This is a genomic window from Martelella sp. UBA3392, from assembly GCF_002358775.1.
GTDB classification, from domain to species: Bacteria; Pseudomonadota; Alphaproteobacteria; order Rhizobiales; family Rhizobiaceae; genus Martelella; species Martelella mediterranea.
In genome coordinates, this window is sequence record NZ_DEPM01000249.1 from 1 (window position 1) to 24,193 (window position 24,193).

16 protein-coding genes are annotated in these 24,193 nt (G+C 63.1%); 10 read left to right on the plus strand and 6 right to left on the minus strand.

The annotated features are described in order from the left end of the window. From B4E36_RS19790 to modA, 3 genes are all read right to left on the minus strand, one after another. On the minus strand, nucleotides 1–263 hold a 263-nt coding region (locus B4E36_RS19790; RefSeq protein WP_345900731.1), incomplete at its 3' end, for an ATP-binding cassette domain-containing protein. Continuing rightward, nucleotides 260–925, minus strand: a complete 666-nt coding sequence (gene modB / locus B4E36_RS19795) for a molybdate ABC transporter permease subunit (RefSeq protein WP_230720147.1) — start codon at nucleotides 923–925, stop codon at nucleotides 260–262. The genes B4E36_RS19790 and modB, both read right to left, overlap by 4 nt. 37 nt (nucleotides 926–962) lie before the next feature. Further along, nucleotides 963–1,715 (minus strand): molybdate ABC transporter substrate-binding protein, encoded by a 753-nt coding sequence (modA, locus tag B4E36_RS19800; protein ID WP_345900732.1) that lies wholly within the window; start codon nucleotides 1,713–1,715, stop codon nucleotides 963–965. A gap of 168 nt (nucleotides 1,716–1,883) precedes the next feature. Between modA and B4E36_RS19805 the strand changes: the two genes are divergently transcribed. The 4 genes from B4E36_RS19805 to B4E36_RS19820 all read left to right on the plus strand — a co-directional run bounded on the left by B4E36_RS19805 (nucleotide 1,884) and on the right by B4E36_RS19820 (nucleotide 8,641). Next, nucleotides 1,884–4,304, plus strand: a complete 2,421-nt coding sequence (locus tag B4E36_RS19805; RefSeq protein ID WP_292053650.1) for a beta-mannosidase — start codon at nucleotides 1,884–1,886, stop codon at nucleotides 4,302–4,304. Nucleotides 4,305–4,532: 228 nt separating this feature from the next. Further along, nucleotides 4,533–6,284: an ABC transporter ATP-binding protein gene (locus B4E36_RS19810; protein ID WP_292053647.1), complete on the plus strand. Its 1,752-nt coding sequence runs from the start codon at nucleotides 4,533–4,535 to the stop codon at nucleotides 6,282–6,284. Between the two features lie 245 nt (nucleotides 6,285–6,529). Continuing rightward, complete coding sequence (locus B4E36_RS19815; protein ID WP_292053644.1) at nucleotides 6,530–6,946, plus strand: universal stress protein; 417 nt, start codon at nucleotides 6,530–6,532, stop codon at nucleotides 6,944–6,946. Nucleotides 6,947–7,027: 81 nt separating this feature from the next. Then, entirely contained in the window at nucleotides 7,028–8,641 is a 1,614-nt protein-coding gene (locus B4E36_RS19820; RefSeq protein ID WP_292053641.1) for a BCCT family transporter, read from the plus strand. A gap of 257 nt (nucleotides 8,642–8,898) precedes the next feature. Here B4E36_RS19820 and apbC read toward each other — a convergent pair whose 3' ends face one another. After that, entirely contained in the window at nucleotides 8,899–10,005 is a 1,107-nt protein-coding gene (apbC, locus tag B4E36_RS19825; RefSeq protein ID WP_292053638.1) for an iron-sulfur cluster carrier protein ApbC, read from the minus strand. Nucleotides 10,006–10,684: 679 nt separating this feature from the next. Between apbC and B4E36_RS19830 the strand changes: the two genes are divergently transcribed. Genes B4E36_RS19830 through B4E36_RS19840 form a run of 3 tightly spaced genes read left to right on the plus strand, consistent with a single transcriptional unit; the run spans nucleotide 10,685 to nucleotide 13,738 of the window. Then, entirely contained in the window at nucleotides 10,685–11,569 is an 885-nt protein-coding gene (locus tag B4E36_RS19830; RefSeq protein WP_292053636.1) for an SMP-30/gluconolactonase/LRE family protein, read from the plus strand. A gap of 51 nt (nucleotides 11,570–11,620) precedes the next feature. After that, nucleotides 11,621–13,474, plus strand: coding sequence for a DNA mismatch repair endonuclease MutL (gene mutL, locus B4E36_RS19835; protein ID WP_292053633.1), 1,854 nt, complete (start codon nucleotides 11,621–11,623; stop codon nucleotides 13,472–13,474). Nucleotides 13,475–13,507: 33 nt separating this feature from the next. Beyond that, entirely contained in the window at nucleotides 13,508–13,738 is a 231-nt protein-coding gene (locus B4E36_RS19840) for a DUF2093 domain-containing protein (RefSeq protein WP_292053630.1), read from the plus strand. A 27-nt stretch (nucleotides 13,739–13,765) separates the two neighbouring features. On the opposite strand, the gene B4E36_RS19845 is transcribed toward B4E36_RS19840, so the two are convergent. Continuing rightward, on the minus strand, nucleotides 13,766–16,651 hold the full coding sequence (locus tag B4E36_RS19845; RefSeq protein ID WP_345900733.1) for a hypothetical protein: 2,886 nt from the start codon (nucleotides 16,649–16,651) through the stop codon (nucleotides 13,766–13,768). A gap of 401 nt (nucleotides 16,652–17,052) precedes the next feature. Here B4E36_RS19845 and bcsN point away from each other — a divergent pair, with 401 nt between their 5' ends. The 3 genes from bcsN (at nucleotide 17,053) to B4E36_RS19860 (ending at nucleotide 23,029) form a co-directional block, all read left to right on the plus strand. After that, the gene (bcsN, locus tag B4E36_RS19850; RefSeq protein WP_292053628.1) at nucleotides 17,053–18,264 is read left to right on the plus strand and encodes a cellulose biosynthesis protein BcsN; all 1,212 of its coding nucleotides are present in this window, start codon (nucleotides 17,053–17,055) and stop codon (nucleotides 18,262–18,264) included. A 221-nt stretch (nucleotides 18,265–18,485) separates the two neighbouring features. After that, nucleotides 18,486–20,675, plus strand: a complete 2,190-nt coding sequence (gene bcsA, locus B4E36_RS19855) for a UDP-forming cellulose synthase catalytic subunit (protein ID WP_292053624.1) — start codon at nucleotides 18,486–18,488, stop codon at nucleotides 20,673–20,675. Beyond that, nucleotides 20,675–23,029: a cellulose biosynthesis cyclic di-GMP-binding regulatory protein BcsB gene (locus tag B4E36_RS19860; protein ID WP_292053622.1), complete on the plus strand. Its 2,355-nt coding sequence runs from the start codon at nucleotides 20,675–20,677 to the stop codon at nucleotides 23,027–23,029. Before bcsA ends, B4E36_RS19860 begins: the two co-directional genes overlap by 1 nt. Here the strand turns inward: B4E36_RS19860 and B4E36_RS19865 are convergent. Beyond that, nucleotides 23,017–23,943 (minus strand): ROK family protein, encoded by a 927-nt coding sequence (locus B4E36_RS19865; RefSeq protein ID WP_414673791.1) that lies wholly within the window; start codon nucleotides 23,941–23,943, stop codon nucleotides 23,017–23,019. The genes B4E36_RS19860 and B4E36_RS19865 overlap by 13 nt on opposite strands. Between the last annotated feature and the right edge of the window lie 250 nt (nucleotides 23,944–24,193).

Below are 24,193 nucleotides of genomic sequence, written 5' to 3' on the forward strand. Positions count from 1 at the left end.
TTGGCCTGCTGGAACACATAGCCGACCTCGCGGCGATGCGGCGGGCGGAAGTGGCTGCCGTCCTGCCAGACCTCGCCATCGATCGAAAATTCGCCGTCGGGCAGGTGTTCCAGACCCGCGAAACAGCGCAGCAGGCTGGTCTTGCCGCAGCCGGAGGGACCGAACAGCGCGGTGACGCCGCTTTTCGGAAACCGGAAGGATGCATCGAGCAGAAACGCGCCGAAACGGCCGGCGAAACGGGCGGAAAGTCTGTCACCGGTCATGGAAAACGCCTCCGCATGCGTCGCTCGATCAGCATTGTCGACAGGATGACGAGGAAGGAAAACGCCAGCATGCCGGCGGCAAGGATATGCGCCTTGCCCCATTGCAGGGTCTCGACATAGTCGTAGATCGCCACCGACAGCACCTTGGTCTTGCCGGGAATATTGCCGCCGATCATCAGCACCACGCCGAATTCGCCGACGGTATGGGCAAAGCCGAGGATCGCGCCGGTGATGAGGCCGGGGCGGGCAAGCGGCAGGGCGATGGAGAAGAAGCGGTCGACCGGGCCGGCCCGGAGCGTCGCGGCCGCCTCCAGCGGATCATTGCCGATCGCCTCGAAGGCGTTGCGCACCGGCTGCACGGCAAAGGGCAGCGAATAGATCACCGAGCCGACCACAAGGCCGGCGAATGTGAAAGGCAGGGTAAAGCCGATGGTCTCGCCGATCGCAGCGCCGAGCGGACTTTGGGGGCTCAACGCGATCAACAGATAGAAGCCGAGCACCGTCGGCGGCAGGACCAGGGGGAGGGCGACGATCGCACCGATCACTTCCTTCCACCATGTGTGCGACCGCGCCAGCCACCAAGCAAGCGGCACGCCCAATATCATCAAGAACACGGTCGTGACGCCGGCAAGTTTCAGCGTCAGGAATACGGCTTCCCACATTATGTCCGCTCCAGGGCCCATTCCCGACTGCCAGGAATCACGACGGCAGCCGGTAGCCGTGATTTCCGACAATTTTGCGGGCGGTATCGCCCTTCAGGAAGCTCATAAACGCCCGCGCCGCGATATTGTTCTCGCCCTTGTTCAAAAGAACAGCGCCCTGTGCGATCGGGCTGTACAAATCGGTCGGCACTTCATAGCGCGAACCGCCGGGCTCGCCGACAAGCTGAGACAGCGCGACGAAGCCGAGCGCGGCATTGCCGGTGGCGACAAACTGGTAGGCCTGGGTGATGCTTTCCCCCTCGACCAGCCGTTCCGCGAGCGTCTCATAGACGCCGAGCGCCGTCATCGCCTCCACTGCCGCCGCGCCATAAGGGGCGGTGCGCGGATTTGCGATCGCCAGCTTGCCGAAGCGATCGGGATGGAAGAGCACCGCGCCTTCCGGATCCACGAGATCGGGATCGGCGCCGTAAAGCACCAGCGCGCCGAGCGCATAGGTGAAGGCGCTGCCTTCAGCCGCGTATCCTTCTTCGATCGCAAGCGCGGGGCGCTCCTCATCGGCGGCGAGAAACACGTCAAAGGGTGCGCCGTGGATGATCTGGGCATAGAGCCTGCCGGTCGAGCCGAAACTCAGCACTGCGTCGTGACCGGTCTCTTCGCGAAAGGCCTCGGCGATCTCTTCGGCGGTGCCGGTGAAATTGGCGGCAACGGCGACGGTGACCTCGCCGGCGGCGGCCGGTATCGGCGAAAATGGCAAGAACAGGAGGGCGAGAAACAGAATACGGCGCATCATGGTCTCCGGGACGGATACGGGAACTGTGCCTGCTGATCGCGCGCCGGTCAAACGGGCCCTGCGCGACAAGACGCCGCAAAATTCTGCCGACCCCCCTTTAAAATCGGTTTAGAGAGAACCAAAAAGCCTTTAGTAAGGTGTCGTTTCAATTGAACGGACGGACGCAGCATGACGGATATTCTCGATCTCAACGACGACTGGGTGTTTTCCTCCGACGCTCACAACAGTTCCGTCACGCTGTCGGCGCCCGGCGATGTCCATTCCGCGCTCTTGGCCGCGGGCGCGATCGAGGATCCCTATTACCGCGACAACGAGCCAAGAACCGACTGGGTTCACGAGGCCGAGTGGGTCGCCGTCAAGCGCTTCCAGCTTTCCGATATCGCGGGCGGCCGGTTCACGCTGCGCTTCCAGAGCGTCGATTGCCTGGCCGAGGTCAGCGTCAATGGCAAGCCCGCCGGGCGCTGCGAAAGCCAGTTCCTGCGCCATGATTTCGACGTGACGGAACTTTTGCGCGCGGGCGAGAACGAGATCGCGGTGCGGTTCCTCTCCAATTCGCGCGAGGCGGAAAAGCGCGCGAAAGCCTCCGAATTCCCGATGCCCTACACCAAGAACAGCCGCATCGGCCATTTCAACTTCTTGCGCCGGGCGCAATGCCATGGCGGCTGGGACTGGGGCATCGCGCTGTCACCGCTCGGTTTCTACGGCGATATCACGCTGGTGCGCACCGGCGATTTGAGGCTCGACGATGTCGCGATCCGTCAGCGTCACGCGGGCGGCGCGGTGGAACTGGACGTCACCTTCCACGCCTTCGCCTTTGCGCCGGCTGAGGCAGAGGCGGTGGTCGAAATCGATGGCAAGCGGGCAACCGGCATGCTGACCGCCTGGCCCGGCGAAAACCGGGTCACGGTGACCGTCCGGGTGGAAAATCCCCGGCTGTGGTGGCCGGTGGGCCACGGCGAGCAGGCGTTTTACGATCTTGCGGTGTCGCTGGCCGGCCAGCGCCGCGATTTCCGCATCGGCCTGCGCAGCGTCGCCTTGCTGACCAATGCCGACGAGATCGGCCATCGCTTCGCCTTTCAGATCAATGGCCGCGAAATCTTCATGAAGGGCGCCAACTGGATTCCGGGCGATGCGCTGCCGGCCCGCGCCACGCCCGACCAGGTGCGCGACCTGCTGCTCTCGGCGGTCGAGGCCAATATGAACATGATCCGCGTCTGGGGCGGCGGACAGTATGAGGCCGACTGGTTCTACGAACTCTGCGATGAACTCGGCATCATGGTCTGGCAGGACTTCATGTTCGCCTGCAGCCACTATCCCGCCCATGAACGCGACTTTCTCGATCTGGTTCGCACGGAAGCCCGCCAGCAATTGCGTCGGCTGTCGCGCTTCGCCTCGATCGCGTTGTGGTGCGGCGACAATGAACTGGTGGGCGCGCTCAGCTGGTACGAGGAGAGTATCAACGATCGCGATCGCTATCTCGCGATCTACGATCGTCTCAACCACGCGCTCGAGGAAGCGGTCGAGGACGAGGATATCGGCCTGCCGTTTCGCCCGTCATCGCCCTCGGTCGGGCGGCTCGATTTCGGCGATGGCTGGCATGTCGATACCTCGGGCGACATGCATTTCTGGGATGTCTGGCACTCGGCCAAGGATTTCGAGCATTACCGCACGGTGCGCCCCCGCTTCTGCTCGGAATTCGGCTTCCAGTCGTTTCCTTCGATGCGGGTGATCGAAAGCTTCACCGCGCCGGAAGACCGCAATGTGTCCTCCGCCGTCATGGACGTCCACCAGCGCAATATCGGCGGCAACAGCAGGATCGTGGAGACCATCGCGCGGTATTTCCGCTTCCCCGACAGTTTCGAGGACATGGTCTATCTGAGCCAGCTCTCGCAGGGCCTGGCGATGAAGACGGCGATCGAGTTCTGGCGTTCTAACAAGCCGCGCACCATGGGCACGCTGTTCTGGCAGTTGAACGACACTTGGCCGGTGGCGAGCTGGTCGAGCCTCGAATATGGCGGCGGCTGGAAGACCACGCAATATCTCGCCCGCCGCTTCTTCGCGCCGCTGATGGTGACGGCGGAACCGGACCCGGATACCGGCGCGATCGTTCTGTTCGCGGTCTCCGATATCGAGGACGAAAAGCCGATCACCCTCAGGCTGCGCACTGTGAATGCCGCCGACGGCACGGTCTTTGAACTGGGTACCTATGACGTAACCGCCAGCGTGGAGACGGTGGTGGAGATCGCCCGCATCCGTCCCGAAAGCCTTGGCGACAGCACCTTCCTGCTGTTCGACTGGCGCGATGGCGACGGCAATCATCTCGGCGAAAACGAGTATCTGCCGCAGCGGCCGAAAGCCTATCGCTTCGGGGAGCCGAAGATCACCGTCCATGCGGAAGAGGACCGGATCACGCTTTCGACCGACCGGCCGGCACTTTACGTCACCTATGATCACGGCGGCGACGACATCTACTCCGACAATTGCTTCACGCTGTTGCCGTGTGAAGACAAGGTGCTGACGGTGACCCGCAGGCGGACCTCGCATCTTGGTCGGGAAAGGGCGCCTGAGCTGCGGTATTTGAAGGGCTGAGAAGACACACACCCGTCCTCTTCTTCGGTCCCCCTGATGCGTGGGTCTTGCCCTTGCGAGACGATTGGCCTATTTGTCGGCGCCCAATGCCGAATGGGACGATGAGCGCACGACAGTGTTGCCGCGCGACAGCGAAGGGCCCGAATCGATATGGAACAACGCATCCCAATGCCCAGAACCTCTGTTTTCAAGCGTCTTCTCGACAGAGTACTCGCGCGCTTTATTCCTATGGCAAACCGCAGCTTGCTTTATCGGTTGCTGTCGGAAAATCTGCGGGCCCAGGCTCCGTGGTATGCTCTGGCGACGGTCGCCATGCTGATTGTCGCGGCCATGACGTCCATGAGCGCATGGATCATGAAGGATATCGTCAACGAAACCGTGGTTTCGAAGGACATGCAGCGCATGTTTTTCCTGGCCGGCGGGGTTGCGACGATCTTCATCGTCAAGGGCATAGCAACCTATTTTCAGATCGTCATTCTCAGCAAGGCCGGCAACAACATCATTGCCGTGACGCAGAAGCGCATCTTCGATCGCATTCTTCGGCAGGATCTGAATTTCTTTATCAAACATCCGTCCTCCGACCTGGTGATGCGCCTGACGAACAACGCGCAGGCTGCCCGGTCGGTTATGGATCTCGTGCTGACCTCTGCCGTCCGCGATCTCTTCTCGCTGATTGGTCTTCTGGCGGTGATGTTCATTCAGCAGCCAATTCTGTCGCTCGTAACTCTGATTCTCGGCCCTGCGGCCTTTCTGGGCGTGCGCTATCTGACCAAAAAGGTCCGCGACATCATGCGTCAGGAATTGACGGCGGTCACCAAGATCATCGAAGGCGTGCAGGAAGCTTCGACCGGGGTGCGGATCATCAAGGCATTTGGCCTGGAAGAGCATATGCGCGAACGTATGAACCAGAGCGTCACGCAGGTCGAACATCGCGCCAATTCCATCGCCCGCCTTTCGGCGGCCACCAGTCCAATCATGGAAACCCTTTCCGGGCTTGCCATTGCCGGCGTGATTGCACTGAGCGGATTGTGGGTCGTTGGCGGCGACAAGACTCCCGGCGAACTGATGTCGTTCATCACGGCACTGCTGCTCGCCTATGAGCCGGCCAAGCGGCTGGCGCGCATGCGGATCAATCTTGAAGCAGCCATGGTTGGCGTGCGCATGATGTACGAGATCAAGGATCATCCGATACAGCTGACGGAAGCCGAAAACGCCAGACCGATACCCGAAGAGGGCGGCGGAGAGATTGTCTTCGAAGATGTCGGCTTCTCCTATGCTCCTGACAAGCCCTTGTTTGAAAATCTGAATCTTGTTTTTTCGGCGGGCAAGACGACAGCACTTGTCGGGGCATCGGGTGGCGGCAAGTCCACGATCATCAATCTCGTCATGCGTATGTTCGATCCTGATGAGGGGTCGATCAAGGTCAACGGCCTCGATCTGAGGCAGGTTTCCTTTGCCTCGCTGCGCGCCCATATGTCGTATGTCGGCCAGGACACGTTCCTGTTCAACGGCACGGTTCGCGACAATCTGGCGCTTGGCCGCGAGGGGGCGACCGAGGAAGAGATCGTCCAGGCCGCCAAGGATGCCCATGCGCATGATTTCATCATGAACATGCCCCAAGGATATGATTCTCCCGTCGGCGAAAACGGCGGCAATCTTTCCGGCGGCCAGAAACAGCGTCTGGCAATCGCCCGCGCGATGTTGCGCGATGCCGATATCCTGATCCTCGACGAGGCGACCAGCGCGCTGGATTCCTACGCCGAATCGCTGGTGCAGGATGCGCTGAAGCGGCTGACCAAGGACCGCACCACGATCGTGATCGCCCACCGCCTAGCGACGATCACGTCGGCCGACAACATCGTCGTTCTCGAAAACGGGAAGATCCTGGAGCAGGGGCCGCAGCGCGAGCTTCTCGCCCATGACGGTCCTTACCGGCGCCTTTACGAGTTGCAGATCCTGCCCCAGCTCGAAGAGGCCTGATCGCCGTCCTCCGATTTTTTTTGAAAAGCCATGGCTGCCCTTGCGCGCCATGGCTTTTTTGCGTCCGTTTCAGCCCGGTGCAGCGACAATATGCCTCGCTCGATTTGCGGGCTATGCGGCGAAATGCTAAACAGAATGTGGCTTTTTCGTGATCGGCATATGTCGTGCTGGCGGAAGGCCCCACAGGATTGTGGAAGAGGGAAGGAAACCGGCGGGTCGGCAAACCCGCAAATCCAGGAATCGCGATGTTTACGAAAATCATGGTACCCGTCGATCTGGCCCATGCGGAGAAGCTTGAGCGCGGCCTGAAGGCTGCGGGCGATCTCGGCAAGCTCTATGGCGCATCCGTCGTCTATGTCGGCGTCACGTCATCGGCGCCGGGGGCGCTTGGCCACAATCCGGAAGAATACCGGCAGAAGCTCGACGCCTTTGCGAAAGCGCAGCAATCCGAACACGGTTTGACGTCCGACATTCAAGTCGTCGTTGCCCACGATCCGGCGGTCGACATCAATCAGGCGCTTGCGCGCGCCGTCGATGAACTTGGCTGCGATCTGGTGGTGATGGCAACCCATGTGCCCAACCTTGCCGACCATTTCATGCATTCCCATGGCGGCCAGCTTGCAACGCATACCAAGGCATCGGTGCTGCTGGTGCGCGGCTGAGCCGTTTGAAGATTAGACATCGCGGATCGTCGGACGCCCAAGTCCGGGTCGATGCGTGGAAATGAAACAAGGAGATATTATATGTCCGACACGGGGATACCCGAGCCTGAAGGCGAGACAGACATCATCGACACCGATTACGAGATCGGCCAGGACAATATCACCACCAATATCGGCCCGTTCGGTCTCGACATCCATAACCCGGTCTTTCTGATTTCGGGTCTTGCCGTCGTCGCCTTCGTGCTGGTCACGCTTGCTTTCCAGAATCAGGCAGAGACCGTCTTCAACGGCATGCGCGACTGGCTGACCTCGACCTTCGACTGGTTCTTCCTTCTGGCCGGCAATGTTTTCGTGCTGCTTGGCATCTATCTGATCTTCTCGCCCTACGGCAAGATCCGCCTCGGCGGCGCCGAGGCCACGCCGGATTACACCTATACCGGCTGGTTCGCGATGCTGTTTGCAGCGGGCATGGGCATCGGGCTGATGTTCTACGGCGTTTCCGAGCCGATTTCGCATTACACCGCGTCAATCGCGGAGAATGCCGGCACGCCGGAAAGCTGGGCCCCGCTCGGCGGCGCGTCGGGCGACACGGTGAAGGCCCAGTCGCTTGCCATGTCGGCGACGATTTTCCACTGGGCGCTGCATCCCTGGGCGATCTATGCCATCGTGGCGCTGGCGCTCGCGCTGTTTTCCTACAATAAGGGCCTGCCGCTCGCCATGCGCTCGGTGTTCTATCCGATCTTCGGCGAACGCGTCTGGGGCTGGACGGGCCATATCATCGACGTGCTGGCGGTTCTCGCGACCCTGTTCGGGCTCGCGACATCGCTCGGCATCGGCGCGGAACAGGCCAATGCCGGCCTCAACCACATTTTCGGCCTGCCGGTGAGCGAGGTCTCCAAGGTGGTGTTGATCGTCTTCATCACCGGCATCGCGCTCACATCGGTGGTCGCGGGCATGGACGCCGGCGTCCAGCGGCTTTCGAAGATCAACATGGCGCTTGCGGCCCTGCTGCTACTGTTCGTGATCGCCGTCGGACCCACGCTTGCCATTCTCGGCGGCATATTCACCAACTTCGTCGACTATGCCCGCTACCTGCCGGAGCTCGCCAACCCGTTCGGTCGCTCCGACAAGAACTTCCTGGATGGCTGGACTTCGTTCTACTGGGCCTGGTGGATTTCCTGGTCGCCCTTTGTCGGCATGTTCATCGCCCGCGTTTCACGCGGCCGCACGGTGCGTGAGTTCATCACCTGCGTGCTGGTCATTCCGTCGGTGGTCTCGATCGTATGGATGACGGTGTTCGGCGATACCGCGATCCGTGAGATCATCGTCAACAACTACGAGGCTCTTGCCCAGGCGCCGCTCGATCTGAAGCTGTTCATCATGCTGGAGGCGCTGCCGCTGGCGACGATCACATCGGTCATCGGCATCGTCCTCGTCATCGTGTTCTTCGTGACCTCGTCGGACTCCGGCTCGATCGTGATCGACACGATCACCGCCGGCGGCAAGGTCGATGCACCTGTGCCGCAGCGCGTGTTCTGGGCCAGCTTCGAGGGACTTGTCGCGATCGCGCTGTTGCTCGGCGGCGGCCTCACGGCGCTGCAGGCGATGGCGGTATCAACGGGCTTCCCGTTCACCTTCGTCCTGTTGCTGGCCTGCTTTGCGATCATCAAGGGGCTCAGAAGCGAGCCGCGGTAAACGCCCCGCTTCTTTCAAAACGAAAAGCGGCGTTCCGCGCGGACGCCGCTTTTCTGTGTCAGCGGGAGCTTCGCAATCAAGCCGTGCTTCGAGCGAAGACCGCGGATTATCGCGCGCGGCCGCGGGAATAGAGCCCTTCCGCGTTTCACAGAAACGCGGAAGGGCTCTATCTCTTTGTTTTTACGCAATTCCGGACGGTGAACCGGTGTCCACTTCACCTGGAATTGCTCTAGGATACCGCTTTTCCCGAAGCGGATTTAATCGAAAACAATGGACGGTGCCGTGCGGGTGCGGGCGTTGAGGCCTTCGAGTACGGCCTTGGCGATCGACCGGTAGGCCGCCGCATGCGGTCCGTCGGGCTCGTCGACGACCACAGGCGTGCCGGCATCCGATTTTTCGCGGATGTTGATTGCAAGCGGCACCTCGCCCAGAAACGGCACGCCTATCTTCTCCGCTTCATCTTTCGCGCCGCCATGGCCGAAAATATTGTGGGTCGCGCCGCAATCGGGGCAGATGAAGGTGCTCATGTTCTCGACGATCCCGAGCACGGGCACCGAGACCTTGTTGAACATGGCGATCGCCTTGCGGGCGTCGATCAGCGCCAGGTCCTGCGGGGTCGAGACCACCACGCTGCCGGCAAGCGGCACCTGCTGGGCCATGGTGAGCTGGGCGTCACCCGTGCCCGGCGGCATGTCGACCACCAGCACGTCGAGTTCGCCCCAGGCAACCTCGCGCAGCATCTGCATCAGCGCCGACTGCACCATCGGTCCGCGCCAGATCACGGCCGTGCCCTCATCGACCAGGAAGCCGATCGACATCACCTTCAGGCCGAATTTCTCCATCGGCATGATGGTGCGCCCCGGGCCCTGCATCGGACGGCCGGAAAGGCCGAACAGCCTCGGTATCGACGGTCCGTAGATATCGGCATCGAGCAGGCCGACCTTCAGCCCTTCGGCGGCAAGGCCAAGCGCCAGATTGACGGAGGTGGTGGACTTGCCGACGCCGCCCTTGCCGGATGCGACCGCGATGATCGAGCCGATGCCCGGAATATCCGGCTTGGCGGGTTGTTCCGGTTTTTTCGGCGGCTCGGACGGGCGCGGTTTCTGATCGCTGGCCGGCTTGTCCGCGGTCAGCGTCACGAAGGCCTGTTTTGCGCCGGGGATGGCTTCGGCCGCCTTGGCCGCGGCCTGCCGCACCGGCTCGAAGGCTTTTGCGTCTCCGCCCGGCACGGTCAGCGAGAAATAGATCTTTCCGTCGGTCACGAAAATGTCGGAGACAAGCCCGCTGAAGGCAAGCGGCTTGCCATCGGGAAGGTTGACGGCTTCAAGGCTTCTGAGAACCTGCTGGCTGGTGATTTCGGTCATGAGACGGATTCCCGGGTTTTCCGGCAGCGCCGGAATTGCGTACGCCCTAGATAGTGGGAAATGCCGCACGCGCCAATGGCAAAGCCGGAATCCGATCCTGCGATAGGATGGTTTTTCGGCAAGGGGCCGACAACCGGAGCAGCCACACAAAGCGCGGCGGCAAGTCTTGCGACAGAACAAAGCGGGGGGTGGTCCAAGCAAAACGATAGAAACGCCGGCGCTTTTGAAGGAACCCGAAGGTTCATGGCGCCGGCGTTTCTATTGTCTTAAGTCCGCGCTCTTGGGCGCGTATTTGTTTTCATCCCCTCTGGAACTGTCGAGAAGATGGACTATTCGGTTTGCCTTTGCAAGCAGCTTTTTTACGGCTGGAACAATGATTTAGACTCAATGAAGTGGGAGAAGGGCCTCCATTCGATTTGCTGCACTGCACAAATTATTGACTCCGCTTATTTTTTAAGCCTCTGCCGCGATTTCGCCGGCTTCAGCCGCAGACTTGAAAAAAACGCGAATCGAAGTGCCGGCGGGGGACTTCCATCCCGGCATACGGTCAAACAGAGCGCTTGATTGGTTGCCGGGCCTTGTCTTTCCGCTGAAAAAGTCTTTCCTCTGGAAAGGTCGGGAATTTCCGTGATACGCGCGGCGGCAACACAACAAGAAATGAGGGGCATCGGGAGAGACAATGATCACAGAGACCGTATTTGAGGGCAGGATCCTGGTGACGGACCGGATGTCGCTTGGCGAGGGGCCGGGCTATGACCGCGACACCGACATGATCTGGTGGTTCGACATCAATGCCAGCAAGCTGCATCTGCTGAACGCGTCCACCCGCGAACGCCGGATCATTCAGCTTCCGGAAATGGCAAGCGCACTGGCGGTGGTGGACGAGCACCGCCAGGTGATCTCCACCGAGACCGGGCTCTATTTCCGCGACACCTCCACCGGCGCGCTGTCGCTGCATTTGGCGATCGAGGCCGATAACGCCGTCACCCGCTCCAACGATGCCCGGGTTCATGCCTCCGGTGCGTTCTGGGTGTCGACCATGGGCAAGAACGCCGAAAAGGGCGCCGGCGCGATCTACCATGTGCTGGAAGGCGTGGTGACCAAGCTGTTCGACAGGATCACCATCCCGAACGCGATCTGCTTTTCGCCGGATGGGGCGACCGGCTATTATGTCGATACCGACGTCAACCAGTTGATGTCGGTTCCGATCGCGCCGGAGACCGGCCTGCCGACAGGCCCGGCCAGCGTGTTCATCGATACCGCCCATATGACCGGCGGCATGGACGGCGCGGTCTGCGATGGCGACGGCAATATCTGGAACGCCCGCTTTGGCGCCGGCGTCCTCGACCAGTTCGATCCCGCGGGCAAGCTCAAGGCGCGCTATCAGCTTCCCGCCCGCCAGCCGACCTGCCCGGCCTTTATCGGCCGCGACGGCGGCTGGATGATGGTGACGAGCGCCGCGCAGGACACCCGCGTCGAGGAGGAGCCCAATGCCGGCAACACCTTTGCGTTGGTGACCGGCGCCAAGCCGCGCTTCGATCCGGCCTATCGCGCCGGCCGTTGAGAGAGGCCAAATCCCCGTGGTGCGGGGACGCGAATCTGTTATGAATGCGCCATGAGCATCAGACAGCTTTCTGAAACCGTCATCAATCAGATCGCCGCCGGCGAGGTCATCGAACGGCCGGCGAGCGCCGCCAAGGAACTGGTCGAAAACGCGCTCGATGCCGGGGCGACCCGGATCGAGATCGCGACGGCCGGCGGCGGCAAGGCGCTGCTGAGGGTCACCGACAACGGCTCGGGCATGAGCCGCGACGATCTGGCGCTCGCGGTCAGGCGGCACTGCACCTCCAAGATCACCGCGGACCTCACCGATATTCGCACGCTCGGCTTTCGCGGCGAGGCGCTGCCCTCGATCGGCTCGGTCGCAAGGCTTTCGATTTCAAGCCGCACGCGCGAGGCGGGCGAGGGCTATCGCATTGCGCTGGAAGGCGGGCGCTCCGGCGAACCGGAGCCGGCCCCGGTCAATGCCGGCACGATCGTCGAGGTGCGCGACCTGTTTTTCGCGACGCCGGCCCGGCTGAAATTCCTGAAGACCGAGCGCGCCGAGACCGGTGCGATCACCGAGGTGGTCAAGCGCATGGCGCTCGCCTTCCCGGCAACGCGCTTCGTGTTGTCGGGCTCGGATCGTTCCACGCTGGAACTGCCGGCGACCGGCGATGACCGGCTGGCGCGCATCGCCCAGGTGCTCGGCCGGGATTTCCGCTCGAACGCGATCGAGATCGATGCCGCGCGCGAGGATGTGGCGCTTTCCGGCTTTGCGGGCGTGCCGACCTTCAACCGCGGCAATTCCGGCCATCTCTATGCCTTCGTCAACGGCCGGCCGGTGCAGGACCGGCTGCTTCTCGGCGCGATCCGCGCGGCCTATGCCGAGACGGTGCCGAAGGGGCGGTATCCGGTGGCCGTTTTGTGGTTCTCGCTCGATCCGGCGCTGGTCGACGTCAATGTTCATCCGGCCAAGGCCGATGTCCGGTTTCGCGACCCCGCGCTGGTGCGCGGGCTAATCGTGGGTGCGATCCGCGAGGCGCTGACGCGGGCGGGCGACCGGTCGTCCTCGACCGGCGCGGATGCGATGCTGAGGGCGTTCCGCCCGGGTTTCTCGCCCGAGCCCGCCGCCGCATCGCGGGTCTACAGAGGCGACTACGAGCGGGCGACCAATGCCCAATGGTCGCCGCAGCAATCGCCCTATCGGCCGGAGGGTTTCCGGGAAGAAGCCGCGCCGCGCTTCGGCGAAATGGCGTCCGGTTTCGTTGAAGCCCCGGCCGGCTTCGCGGGCTTTGCGACGCCATCGGCGCGCGGCGAGGAACCGGGCCCGGCCGTCCAGCCGTCTGCCGACCACCCGCTCGGCGCGGCGCGGGCGCAGGTGCATGAAAACTATATCGTCGCCCAGACCGATACCGGCCTCGTCATCGTCGATCAGCACGCCGCTCATGAACGCCTCGTCTACGAGGCGCTGCGGACAGCGCTTTCCAAAGACAGGCTTGCCTCGCAAATGCTGCTGATCCCGGAAATCGTGGACATGCCGGAGGAGGATTGCGATCGGCTGATGCCGTTTGCCGAGGAACTCGCAAGGCTCGGTCTCGTGTTCGAGCGCTTCGGCCCCGGCGCGCTGGCCGTGCGCGAGACCCCGGCGCTGCTCGGCGAGGTCGATGCCGCGGCGCTGATCCGCCAGCTCGCCGACGAGGCTGGCGAGTGGGAGACCGCCGATGGCCTGCGCGCCAAGCTTGAAAGCGTGGCGGCGACCATGGCCTGCCACGGTTCGGTGCGGTCCGGCAGGCGCTTGCGCGTCGACGAAATGAATGCTCTCCTCAGGCAGATGGAGACGACGCCGGGTTCCGGCCAGTGCAATCACGGCCGGCCGACCTATATCGAACTGAAGCTCGCCGATATCGAGCGCCTGTTCGGGCGCTGATGGCGCAACGTATTCGGAACTGGAGATCAAGCGGTGAATATCTTTGATGGAAGCGGCAAGGGCGCGGCGCGGATCCGCTATCTCGACGCCAATTTCGAGGTCGTGACGCCCGGCTCCTATGTGGTCTGCGCCGTCACGGGCAAGCACATTCCGCTGGAGGAACTGCGCTACTGGAGCGTCGCCCGCCAGGAGGCCTATGTTGATGCCGAAGCCTCTTTCGAGGCGGAGAAACGCGCCGGCGCGCTGCCGACGGACAAGCCGTAAACTCAAGCCTAGCGCCCGCTCGCGTCGTCAGTTGCTGCCCGGCAGGCCCAGCCTGTTGCGGGTGAGCGCAAGGCCCTCCATGCCCTTTGGGTTGCCCATTTCGGCAAGCGCGCTGAACACTTTGTGGGCGTCGGTGTAGCGGCCGAGATTGTAATAGGCATAGCCCTTGATCACCATCAGGCCGGTCTCTTCGGGCGCGAGCTGGTTGCGCTGGTTCAGGAGCAGCAGCGCATCCTGATAATGCCCGCCCTGATAGGCGGCGATCGCGCGCGCCGACAGGATGTCGACCTGCAGGTTGAGCTGGCGTTCGCGGCTGAGCGGCTCCTGGGAGGCGGCGACGGCGGCCTTGTTGGTCAGGCCGAGGCGCATATAGGCAAGGCTCTGGCCATAGGCCGCTTCCTCACGGTTTTTCGCCGATGACGAGCCGAGCGCGGTCTCGAAGGCGCGGGCGGCCTCCGTCGGGCGCTGCAGATCCATCAGGCACCAGCCCTGGCGGAGCGCCGCATCGGGCGACAGGTTTTCGGCGGAACGTCCGCTCCAGCAGCTCGCGCCTGAGGAGGAAGACGTGCCGCTGGACGCCACGCGCCGGGTCGACGTCGAGCTCGATGTGCGCACCACGGCCGGTTCGGCGTCGGCAACCGGTATCGCCGTGCCCTCGGGCAACTGGGTGCCGGCGGGAAGCCTTGAGACCATGATCTGGTCCCCGCTGGCATCGGCGGCGCCGACGACGTTCAGATAATAGGCGACCTGGAACTGGCGCAGATAGTCGCGATTGGCGTAGGCCTGTTCGTCGAACCGGTAGATTTCGGTTTTCTCCGAGGGCTGGCCGGTGGTGTAGAACGCCGCCTGGATCTGGGCCGCGGATGGCTGATAGCGGTTCTGCTCCGGCTGAAGCGCGGTATTCAGCACGGTCACGGTCTGCACGCCGGTCACCGGATCGGTGCGGATCATCGAGCGCGGAATGCTGAGACGCTCCAGCGCCTGGACGCGGCTTGCCGGGCTTCCGGGCGCTGCCGATTGCGCCGCCGCGCCGCCGCCATAGTAATACTGGTAATATTCCGGGACGTAATTGGCGGGCGCGGTATCAGCCTCCGCGCCGAGCCCCAGCGCGCCGGGCGCTGCGACCGGCGCCGTCAGGGCCACGCCATTCTGCGGCTGGCCGGGCGATGACGGCATGGCGGTGGCGCCGATCGGAGTCTGCTGGCCGGTGGCGAGATCGATCTCGGCGATCGGCACGGCCACGGTGCGGCTGGTGCCGTTCGCCTCCTTCAGCACCGTCAGTTCGAACACGGTCGCCATCATGTTTTCAAGCGTGGTCACCGGCGCATTGGGGTCGTTCAGCCAGGCGATGCGCTCGGAATAGGGCGCCCAGATCTTCTGCATCAGGTAGACGCCGGGCTTGTAGTTCATGTCGTTGAGCGTCAGCGTCACGCCATAGGCTGCCGGCTCATACCAGGGCTGCCAGGAGAGTGCTGCCTCGAACCATTGCAGCGCTGCGAGCGGCTGGTTGAAATCCTTGGAGTACCAGCCGAACTGCTGGGCGGCGGTCATGCTCTTGGCTTCGGTGATGACGTCGGCCATGCGGCTCAGGACATCGGTGGGATAGTCCTTGCGCGGAATCCGTCCGAGCATCCGGACCACGGCATTGAGATAGGTATCGAGCGCCTCATCGCTATCATTGCGCCAGGGATACATCACCGACTCGGCCTCTTCGGCCTTGTCCTGCTCGATCAGGATCAGCGCCAGCCCTTGCGAAATCGTGGCCGAATCGCCTTCATCGCGGGCCTTGCGGAACCATGGTTCGGCGGCGTTCTCGCTGCCGCGGATCAGGAAATACCAGCCCAGCAGCTCGGCATCATTGGCCGAATTGGAGGAGTTGGCGAGTTTCTCCATCGCCGCCAGATCGTCAGGGGAGATGACGATGGTTTCGTCGTCGCCGGCTTCGGCGAAGCGGTCGCGCAGCAGGTTTTCGCTGATCTCCTGAAATTCGGGCATGTCCTGTTCGTCGGGACGCTCGAAGCTGATCAGCGTCTTCATGTCCTCATAGGGCATGACGGCCAGCGCCTTCTGCAGCGTGGCGAGGCGCTCCTGCGTAACGTCGCAGTTCTTCATGATATAGGTGTAGCTGTCCATCGCGCGGTTGAGCCTGTCGGTCTTGGCAAAGGCTTCGCTCACCAGCCACAGGACATTGATTTCCGCGCAGGTCAGGATGCTTGGCGATTGTGATGCGAGATCAATGACCTTTTCATAGTCGCCGTCTTCCGATGCCTTCAGCAGGTCGGTGCGGTTTTCGGCGATCTGCAGGCGGTCGATCAGGTCGGCCGGCGGCAACCAGTTCGGCTCTTCGGTCTGGCGGGTCTGGATCAACTGGCGCACCTCGGCGTAGTTGCCGCGCGCATAGGCCTGCCACATGGCGTTGAGCTGCTCGTCCTCGCCGTCCTCGATGGCCAGCGGATTGGCCGGCGGCGTCCAGTTGGGATAGAGCGAGCGCAGCCGCGAGATCTCCGCCTGGAGACGTTCCAGGTCGCCCTGCTGGGCGAAATAGCGCAGCGCGCTTTCATCGACCGCCGGGCGTTCCGGCTCCTGGGACGGCTGGGCGGCAGGCTGCTGGGCCGGCTGGGAGGTCGAGGCATTGGTCTGCGGCGTCGGGCTGTCGGGCAGATTGCGCAGATTGGTGGAGGGCTCCTGGGCCTGGGCCTCGTTCACCGCCGAAAAGCGCGGCTCGGCCACCGGCGCGGGCGCCGGCGCGTCATCGTTGACGATTTGCTCATAGGCCTGGCTGAATGCCTCGGTCGGCTCGGCCAGCGCGGTGGAGACCGGAAGCTTGCGGCCGGGCGCGCCCATGCTGCCCATGCTGATTGCACCGATCATGGCGATCGCGCCTGCCGTCAGTGCAACATAAGTCAGCTTCATGGTATCCATACTCCGGCCGAGCGGCCGTTCCCTGTGCCGGAACCGGCTGTGCCCGCATTATTGCCCGTGTGTTCACCGCCCGCACCGGCGCTGTCGCGATAGCGAAGGCCTTCAACCTTGGGTGCAGCGGAATTTGCGCGGCTTGGCATGTCGGGTCCCTGTATCCGGCTTGCGGCGAACGTCATTTGATTCACTACAAACACGTATTGTCGTTAAGAAATATTAAAAAACGGGGCGAATAGCAGCGAAGTTTTAGAGAAATTGTTAATTTTCCGGTGCGTTCCCCTGATGTCGCGTTAGCTCTTTGTTTACCAAACTCTGAAAAATATGAATGTGAAATACAAAAGACCGGTTCGGGCTTTCTGCCGCCCAGGCGGCGATAAACCAAGGTGTGCTTAAAGATGTCGATTGCCGTTGCCCGTCAGATCAGGTCCCGCTGCCGCGCGGCTTTGGGCCTCGTCGTTGCGGGCCTTCTGGCAAGCTGCGCCGGCAATCTGCTGCCGTACACGTCTTCGGTGCGCAGTCTTCTGCCGGAAGAGGCCGTGATCATGCCACCGCCCGGCGGACCGGCGATCGTCTCCGTGCTTGAGGAGCAGTTTTCAAACGCGATCGACCAGCAGATCATGCTGCGAACCGATGCGCGCACCCCCGGCCAGAACGCGATCCACGCCGTCTTCTTCGGCACCCGCAACTATGCGCGCATGAACGGCAACAGCCTGTCCTATCAGTCGATCACCGACCGCCGCATCGATGAGGAGATGCGCGAGCAACTGCCCGGCGTGCGCATGGTTCGATCGCCCTATTACGTGCAGAACAATTACGGCCCGTTCGGCTATGCCTTCGGCCATGGCCGGGGTGACGATCTGTGCATGTATGGCTGGCAGCAGATCAGGCCGGGACAGGACAGCCTCGCGGCTTTCGGCCAGGCCGGCACGATCCAGGTGCGGGTGCGCTTCTGCGAGGCCGGGGCCTCGGAGGACGACCTGCTCGGCATCATGTACGGCTACACGATCGCCGCGGCGGTCGATGCCTATGGCTGGAACCCCTATGGCGAGCAGGCCGGCCCGCCGCCGCTTCTGGGCGAGACCGGTGCCCCGACCTATCCGCGCAAGGCCTATGACCCGAGGCCCGAACGCGTCGCCGACACCGAGAAGGTGCTGAAATCCTCCTCCGCCAGCACCGCGCCGGTGACCCGTGTCACGACCCGTCCGGTCGCAACCGGCGACGAGATCAATGTCGATGTCGTGCGCCTGCCGCCGGGAAGCCTGCCGTCGGCCGGTTATGCCAGCACGCCCGCCATGCCCGGGGCCTATACGCCCGGCCTGCCCGCAGCGGGCGCGCCGGCCTCGACCATCCCGGCGCCTGGAAGGCAAACGCCCGCGGCATCGGCAAGTGCCGTGCCGTCGACTGTCTCGCCGACGATCGGCGCTCCGACCTCCGCGCCGGCCTCGACCAGCATCCCGGTTCCCGCGCGTCCAGCCGCCGCCTCGTCGACGACAGCGCCGGCCAGCTCGGCTGCGACGGGCTTCGCCGCGCCGGCGTCGTCCAGCCGGTCAATCCCGGCGCCGCCGTGCCGCCTGCTGCCGGGTTCGACGACGGTAAGCTGCGAGTAGTTTTCGGCGGCGGTTTGAGGGGAAGGGACCGGAGCTTCCGCTCTGGCGGATATCGCCATCGGACCGCAAAATTGCTAAAAATCAGACGGATAGGGCGGGCAAGCAATGACGGCACGGGCCGCGCTGCCGTGCGACGCCGGAAAAAAACTATATCCGCGCAAGACAATTTTTAGTTTTCTTGCGTATAAGTCCGGAATACTCCGTTCGTAAGGACCTGTTTAATGCGCAAGATCGCAATTACCATTGCCTGGATTATTACCGCGATCTTTATTCTCGGCCTCGTCACGCTCCCGATCGATCTTCGAACCCAGATCGTGGTGAGCTTTGTCGCCGTGGCGGTGATGCTGGTCCTCAAGCAGATGCATGCCGAGGGCAACTGGCGGCTGATCGCGCTGGCTTTCGGCACGTCGATCGTGCTGCGCTACGTGTTCTGGCGCACCACCAGCACGCTGCCGCCGATCACCGAGCTGCAGAACTTCATACCGGGCGTGCTGCTTTACTGCGCCGAGATGTTTTCCGTGGGCATGCTGGCGCTCAGCCTGTTCGTGGTCGCGCTGCCGCTGCCGGTGCGCCCGCGCTGGGGCAAGCTTGAGGGCGACCTGCCCTATGTCGACGTCTACGTCCCGTCCTATAACGAGGACTCGACGATGCTGGCCCATACGCTCGCCGCGGCCAAGGCCATGGAGTATCCGGCGGAGAAGCTCAAGGTCTACCTGCTTGACGATGGCGGCACCGAGCAGAAGCGCAACTCCAAGAACCTGGTGGAGGCGAGCCTTGCCCAGACGCGTCATCGCGAACTGAGGCAGATCTGCGCCGAACTCGGCGTCGGCTATATTACCCGTCCGCGCAACGAGCACGCCAAGGCGGGCAACATGAACCACGCGCTTCAATACACCACCGGCGACCTGATCGTGGTGTTTGACGCGGACCATGCGCCGGCCAATGACTTCCTTCAGGAAACGGTCGGCTATTTCATGGAAGACCCCAGGCTCTTCCTAGTCCAGACGCCGCATTTCTTCATCAATCCGGATCCGCTGGAGCGCAATCTCAGAACCTATGAAATGATGCCGAGCGAGAACGAAATGTTTTACGGCATCATCCAGCGCGGCCTCGACAAGTGGAACGCCTCGTTCTTCTGCGGCTCCGCCGCGGTGCTGCGCCGCGAGGCGCTGAATTCGGTGAACGGCTTTTCCGGCGTGTCGATCACCGAGGACTGCGAAACCGCCGTCGAACTGCATTCCAACGGGTGGAACAGCGTCTATGTCGACCGCCCGCTGATTGCCGGGCTCCAGCCCGCAACCTTCTCCTCGTTCATCGGCCAGCGCAGCCGCTGGGGGCAGGGGATGATGCAGATCCTCCGGTTCAAGTTTCCGCTGCTCCTGCGCGGCCTCACCTTGCCGCAGCGGCTTTGCTACATGTCGTCGAACCTGTTCTGGCTGTTTCCGTTCGCGCGCGCCTCGTTCATGATCGCGCCGCTCTGCTACCTGTTCTTCGGCCTGCAGATCTTCGACGCCTCCGGCGGCGAGTTCCTGGCCTATACGCTGTCCTATCTGATCGTGAACATGCTCATACAGAACTACCTGTTCGGTCAGTTCCGCTGGCCCTGGATTTCCGAGCTTTACGAATACATCCAGACGGTTCACCTGATGCCGGCGGTGGTTTCGGCAATCATCAATCCCAAGAAGCCGTCCTTCAAGGTGACGGCGAAGGACGAGTCGATCGAGCACAGCCGGCTTTCCGAAATCAGCCGGCCGTTCTTCATCATCTTCTTCATATTCGTCGCCGCCAGCGTGATGATGGTCTACCGGCTCTATGCCGAGCCCTATCTCGCCGGCGTCACCTGGGTGGTGGGCGGCTGGAACTTCCTCAACCTGTTCCTGACGGCGGCAGCGCTCGGCGTCGTCTCGGAGGCCGGCGAACGCCAGAAGGCGCGGCGCATCAAGATGTCGCGTCGCTGCGAACTGGTGATCGGCGACAGCGTCTATCGCGGCACGATCGAGGATGTCTCGACCGACGGCGCGGGGCTTCAGGTCCAGGTGCGCGATCTCGACCGCCTGCGCCCCGGCACCCATGCGCTGCTCCGGGTCGAGCCGCATCGCGGCGGCGATGCCGGCGAGGTGCCGGTGATGATCCGCCACGCCCGCTCGCTCGGCGAACTGGCCATGGTCGGCTGCCGCTACGCGCCGGTGTCCAGCCTGCATTATTCGGTGGTTTCCGATCTGATGTTCGCCAATTCGGAGCGCTGGCAGCAGCTTCTGCAATCGCGCAAGAACGACCCCGGCACGCTTGCCGGCACATTCTGGTTCATCAAGATGTCGTTGCGACAGATGGGCCGCGGCATGAGCTATTTCATCGGGAAGTATCAGCCGAACACGGGCGGCGGCGCCGCGCGGGCGAAGGGCAAGAGCTGATGAAACGGATCCTGCTTTTTCTGGCATTTATTCTGGCCGGCATTCCCCTCGTCTCGGCACAGACGACAACGCCGCCAGGTTCGTCGTCTACCGCGGCGCCTTTCGACATGGGCAGCGACGGCTCCGGGCCGCTTCCGCGCGCGCCCTCTGCCCCGCCTACGCCCGCTTCGCCCGCCGCCGCGCCCGAGCCGGTTGCCGAAACGGTGCCGTTTTTCCGCTATATCGTGCCGGCCGACCAGATGCGGCTCGAGGGCGAAAACGGCGAACGGGCCTGGTCCGTCTATCTGACCGAGGCACAGGCGAAATCGGCCTCGCAATTCAATATCGGCTATCAGAACTCGATCTTCATTGCCCCGGAATATTCCAAGCTGTCGATCGCCTTCAACAATGTCGAAATCGCAGCGCCGCCGCTCGACTCGTCCGAGCGCAAGTCCGACCTGCGCTTCGAGGTGCCCGCCGGCGTTCTGAAACCGGGCTACAACCAGTTCTCGATCAAGTTCAAGCAGCGTCACCGCACCGATTGCGACCTCGATTCGACCTACGACCTGTGGACCGACATCGACCCGGAACGAACCTTTCTGATCTTCGGCGACGCGGCGACCGCCGAACTTTCCTCGATCGGCGATATCCGCGCGGTCGGCGTCGATGCGATCGGGCGGACGCAGTTTCACATCGTGGCACCTGGCCTTGCCGATACGATCGCCGGCGATCCGCTGCTGGAACTGGCGCAGGGCCTCGCTCTGCTGTCGGACATGCCGAACACCTATTTCACCTATTCCACCTCCGAACCGGTGAAATTCGCTTCCGGCGTGCTGCCGGTCTATGTCGGAACGCCGGATGAGCTTCGCCCGCTGCTCGGCGATGCGCTGCCGGATATCGGCACGGCGCAATCGGCGCGTTTCATCGGCACCAACGCGCTCGGCCAGAGCGTGCTGGTTCTGGTCGCGCCGTCCTGGCAGCGGATCGGCCCGCTGATCGACGGCATCACGGAGCCTGCCGCCCGCAGCGCCGCGATGAAGGACGAGGCCTATTCCACGCATTCCTGGCGCAAGCAGGACACCCAGCTTCTGACCGGTCACAAGACGCTGACCTTCGAGCAGCTCGGCATTCCGACCCAGGAGTTTTCGGGCCGCGTGTTCCGCGCCGAATTCACCATCGGCCTGCCCGCCGATTTCTACGCCGACGCCTATGGCGAGGCGCGGCTGATGCTCGACGCCGCCTACGGGCCGATCGTGCTGCCGGGAAGCCGGCTGCACGTGTTCGTCAACGATCAGCTTGCCGCCACATGGCCGATCAGCACGGTCAACGGTGCGGTGCTCCGGCGCACGCCGGTGCGCTTCACCATGCGCCACATGAAGCCGGGCGTGAACAAGATCGTGCTGGAAGCAGCACTTATGACCAAGGAAGACGCCGCCTGCCTGCCGGGCGCGACGGCCGACGACACGCCGCGCTTCGCCGTGTTCGACACGACCGAATTCGTCATGCCGAATTTCGGCCGCGTCGCGCAGGTGCCGGACCTGTGGGCCACCAGCGGCACGGGCTTTCCCTATTCGCGCGATAAGGCGCGCATCCCGCTCTATATCGACAATCTCAGCCCGGATACGCTTGCCTCCGCATCCGATTTCGTCGCCAAGCTTGCCAATGCCGCCCGCGCCCAGATTCCGGTGGATGTGGTGCATTCGGTCGAGGATGTGGGTGAGGGTGACGCGATCTTCCTTGGCTCCATCGGGCAATTGCCGGCGCAGGCGCTCCGCCAGACCCAGATCTCGCAGACCAGCCGCAGCGTGTGGACGCAGCAGGTCGGCGGCGAGGCCAATTACAACGAAGCGCCGGAAACCACGATCGAGCAGTGGGACGAGCAGGTGACGGCCGGCTGGTACAACTGGATCTTCGAGGTCGAGAAATATCTCAAGCGCAATTACGACCTGTCCTTCGAAACGCTGCGCTTCCTGCCGCGCCCGGATTCCGACTATCTGCCGCCGAACTCGATCTCGATGATCATCGCGCAGGAGCCGAGCCCGAACAGCGACGGGGCCTGGACGATGATTTCGGCGCCGTCTCAGGAAAACCTTTCCAACGGCATGGCCGCGCTGATGAAGCGCCAGCACTGGGATGCCGTGCAGGGAAGGGTCACGACCTATAACCGCAATACCGGGGTGATCGACAATGTCGGCATCGGCGCGACCGACTTCATCTTCGATACGCCGTTCTCCATCAGCAACATCCGCCTGGTGGCGACAAACTGGTTCTCCACCAACACGATGTCGTTCTCGCTGGCGCTGGTGATCTTCTCGGTGCTGCTCGGGATCGCCACCAAGGCGATGCTGACCCGCTACGGCCGCTACGAGGATTGAGCCTGCTTTTGAAAGGCGATGGCCGCGGCGCCCGCCAGGCCGGGTTCGGCCCCGCTTGCGGCGGGCACCACCAGCGGCCGGTCGAACTTCCATAGCGTGAGCGGACGCACCGCCTCGTCGATTGCCGCAAGCAGATCGTGGGCGCCTGCGAGCCCGCCGCCGGCCGGCACGATGGTGGCCCCGGTCAGGTTGACGCAGACCGCGAGCGGCCCCGCGATGAGATCGAGATAGACGCTGACGGTGCGGGTCGCCGCGACCTCCGCCGCCCGCCACGCATCCAGGATGGCCCTCGAATCGAGCGGAGCGCCGTGAAGATGGGCATGCAGCCGCTCGATGCCGCGAGCGCCGGCAACGGTGTCGAGGCAGCCTGAAAGGCCGCAGCCGCAGGCAAAATGCGGTATCGCGATGCCGCCCGCCATGGTCGGCGCGATCGGCCCGTGGCCCCATTCGCCGGCAAAGCCGCCGCCGGCATTAATCAGCCGTCCGCCGGAAACCAGCCCGCCGCCGACGCCGGTGCCGAGAATGATGCCGAACACGATCTCGTGGCCCCGCCCGGCCCCGAACACGGCCTCGGCCACGGCAAAGCAATCGGCGTCATTGGCAATCACGACCGGAATGCCGGTCAGCGCTTCGAGATCGGCGGCAAGATCGGTATCGTGGATCGCCGGAATGTTGGCGACGATCATCCGTCCGGTCCCGGGATCGACCACGCCGGCAAGCGATATCGCGATCGCGTCGGGTTTTTGCGGGAGGTCCGCGGCAATGCCGGCAAGGCGCGCGAGAAACGCCTCGCGGTCATGCGCGGGCGTATCGAAGCGCGAAACCTCACCCGGCGCGCCGCCATCAATGGCGGTCGCCGCCCGGATCGACGTGCCGCCGATATCGAAACTCAAAACGCAAAATGCCATGTCCATTCCCTCAGCCCGCCGCGCTCCGGGATGAATGGGGCGGCGGCTGGAAAAGACCTATCGCATTTCGCCGCCAGGGGGAATCGCCTGACTTGCGCGAAAAGCGATAAGCGAAATATGTGCTGATTCCTATTCGCCTGGACCGGGCGGCCAAAACGCGAAAAGGCTTCCGCATATGCGAAAGCCCTTCAAATTCCGTCAATGGGATGGTGGGCGTGACAAGGATCGAACTTGTGACCCCTACGATGTCAACGTA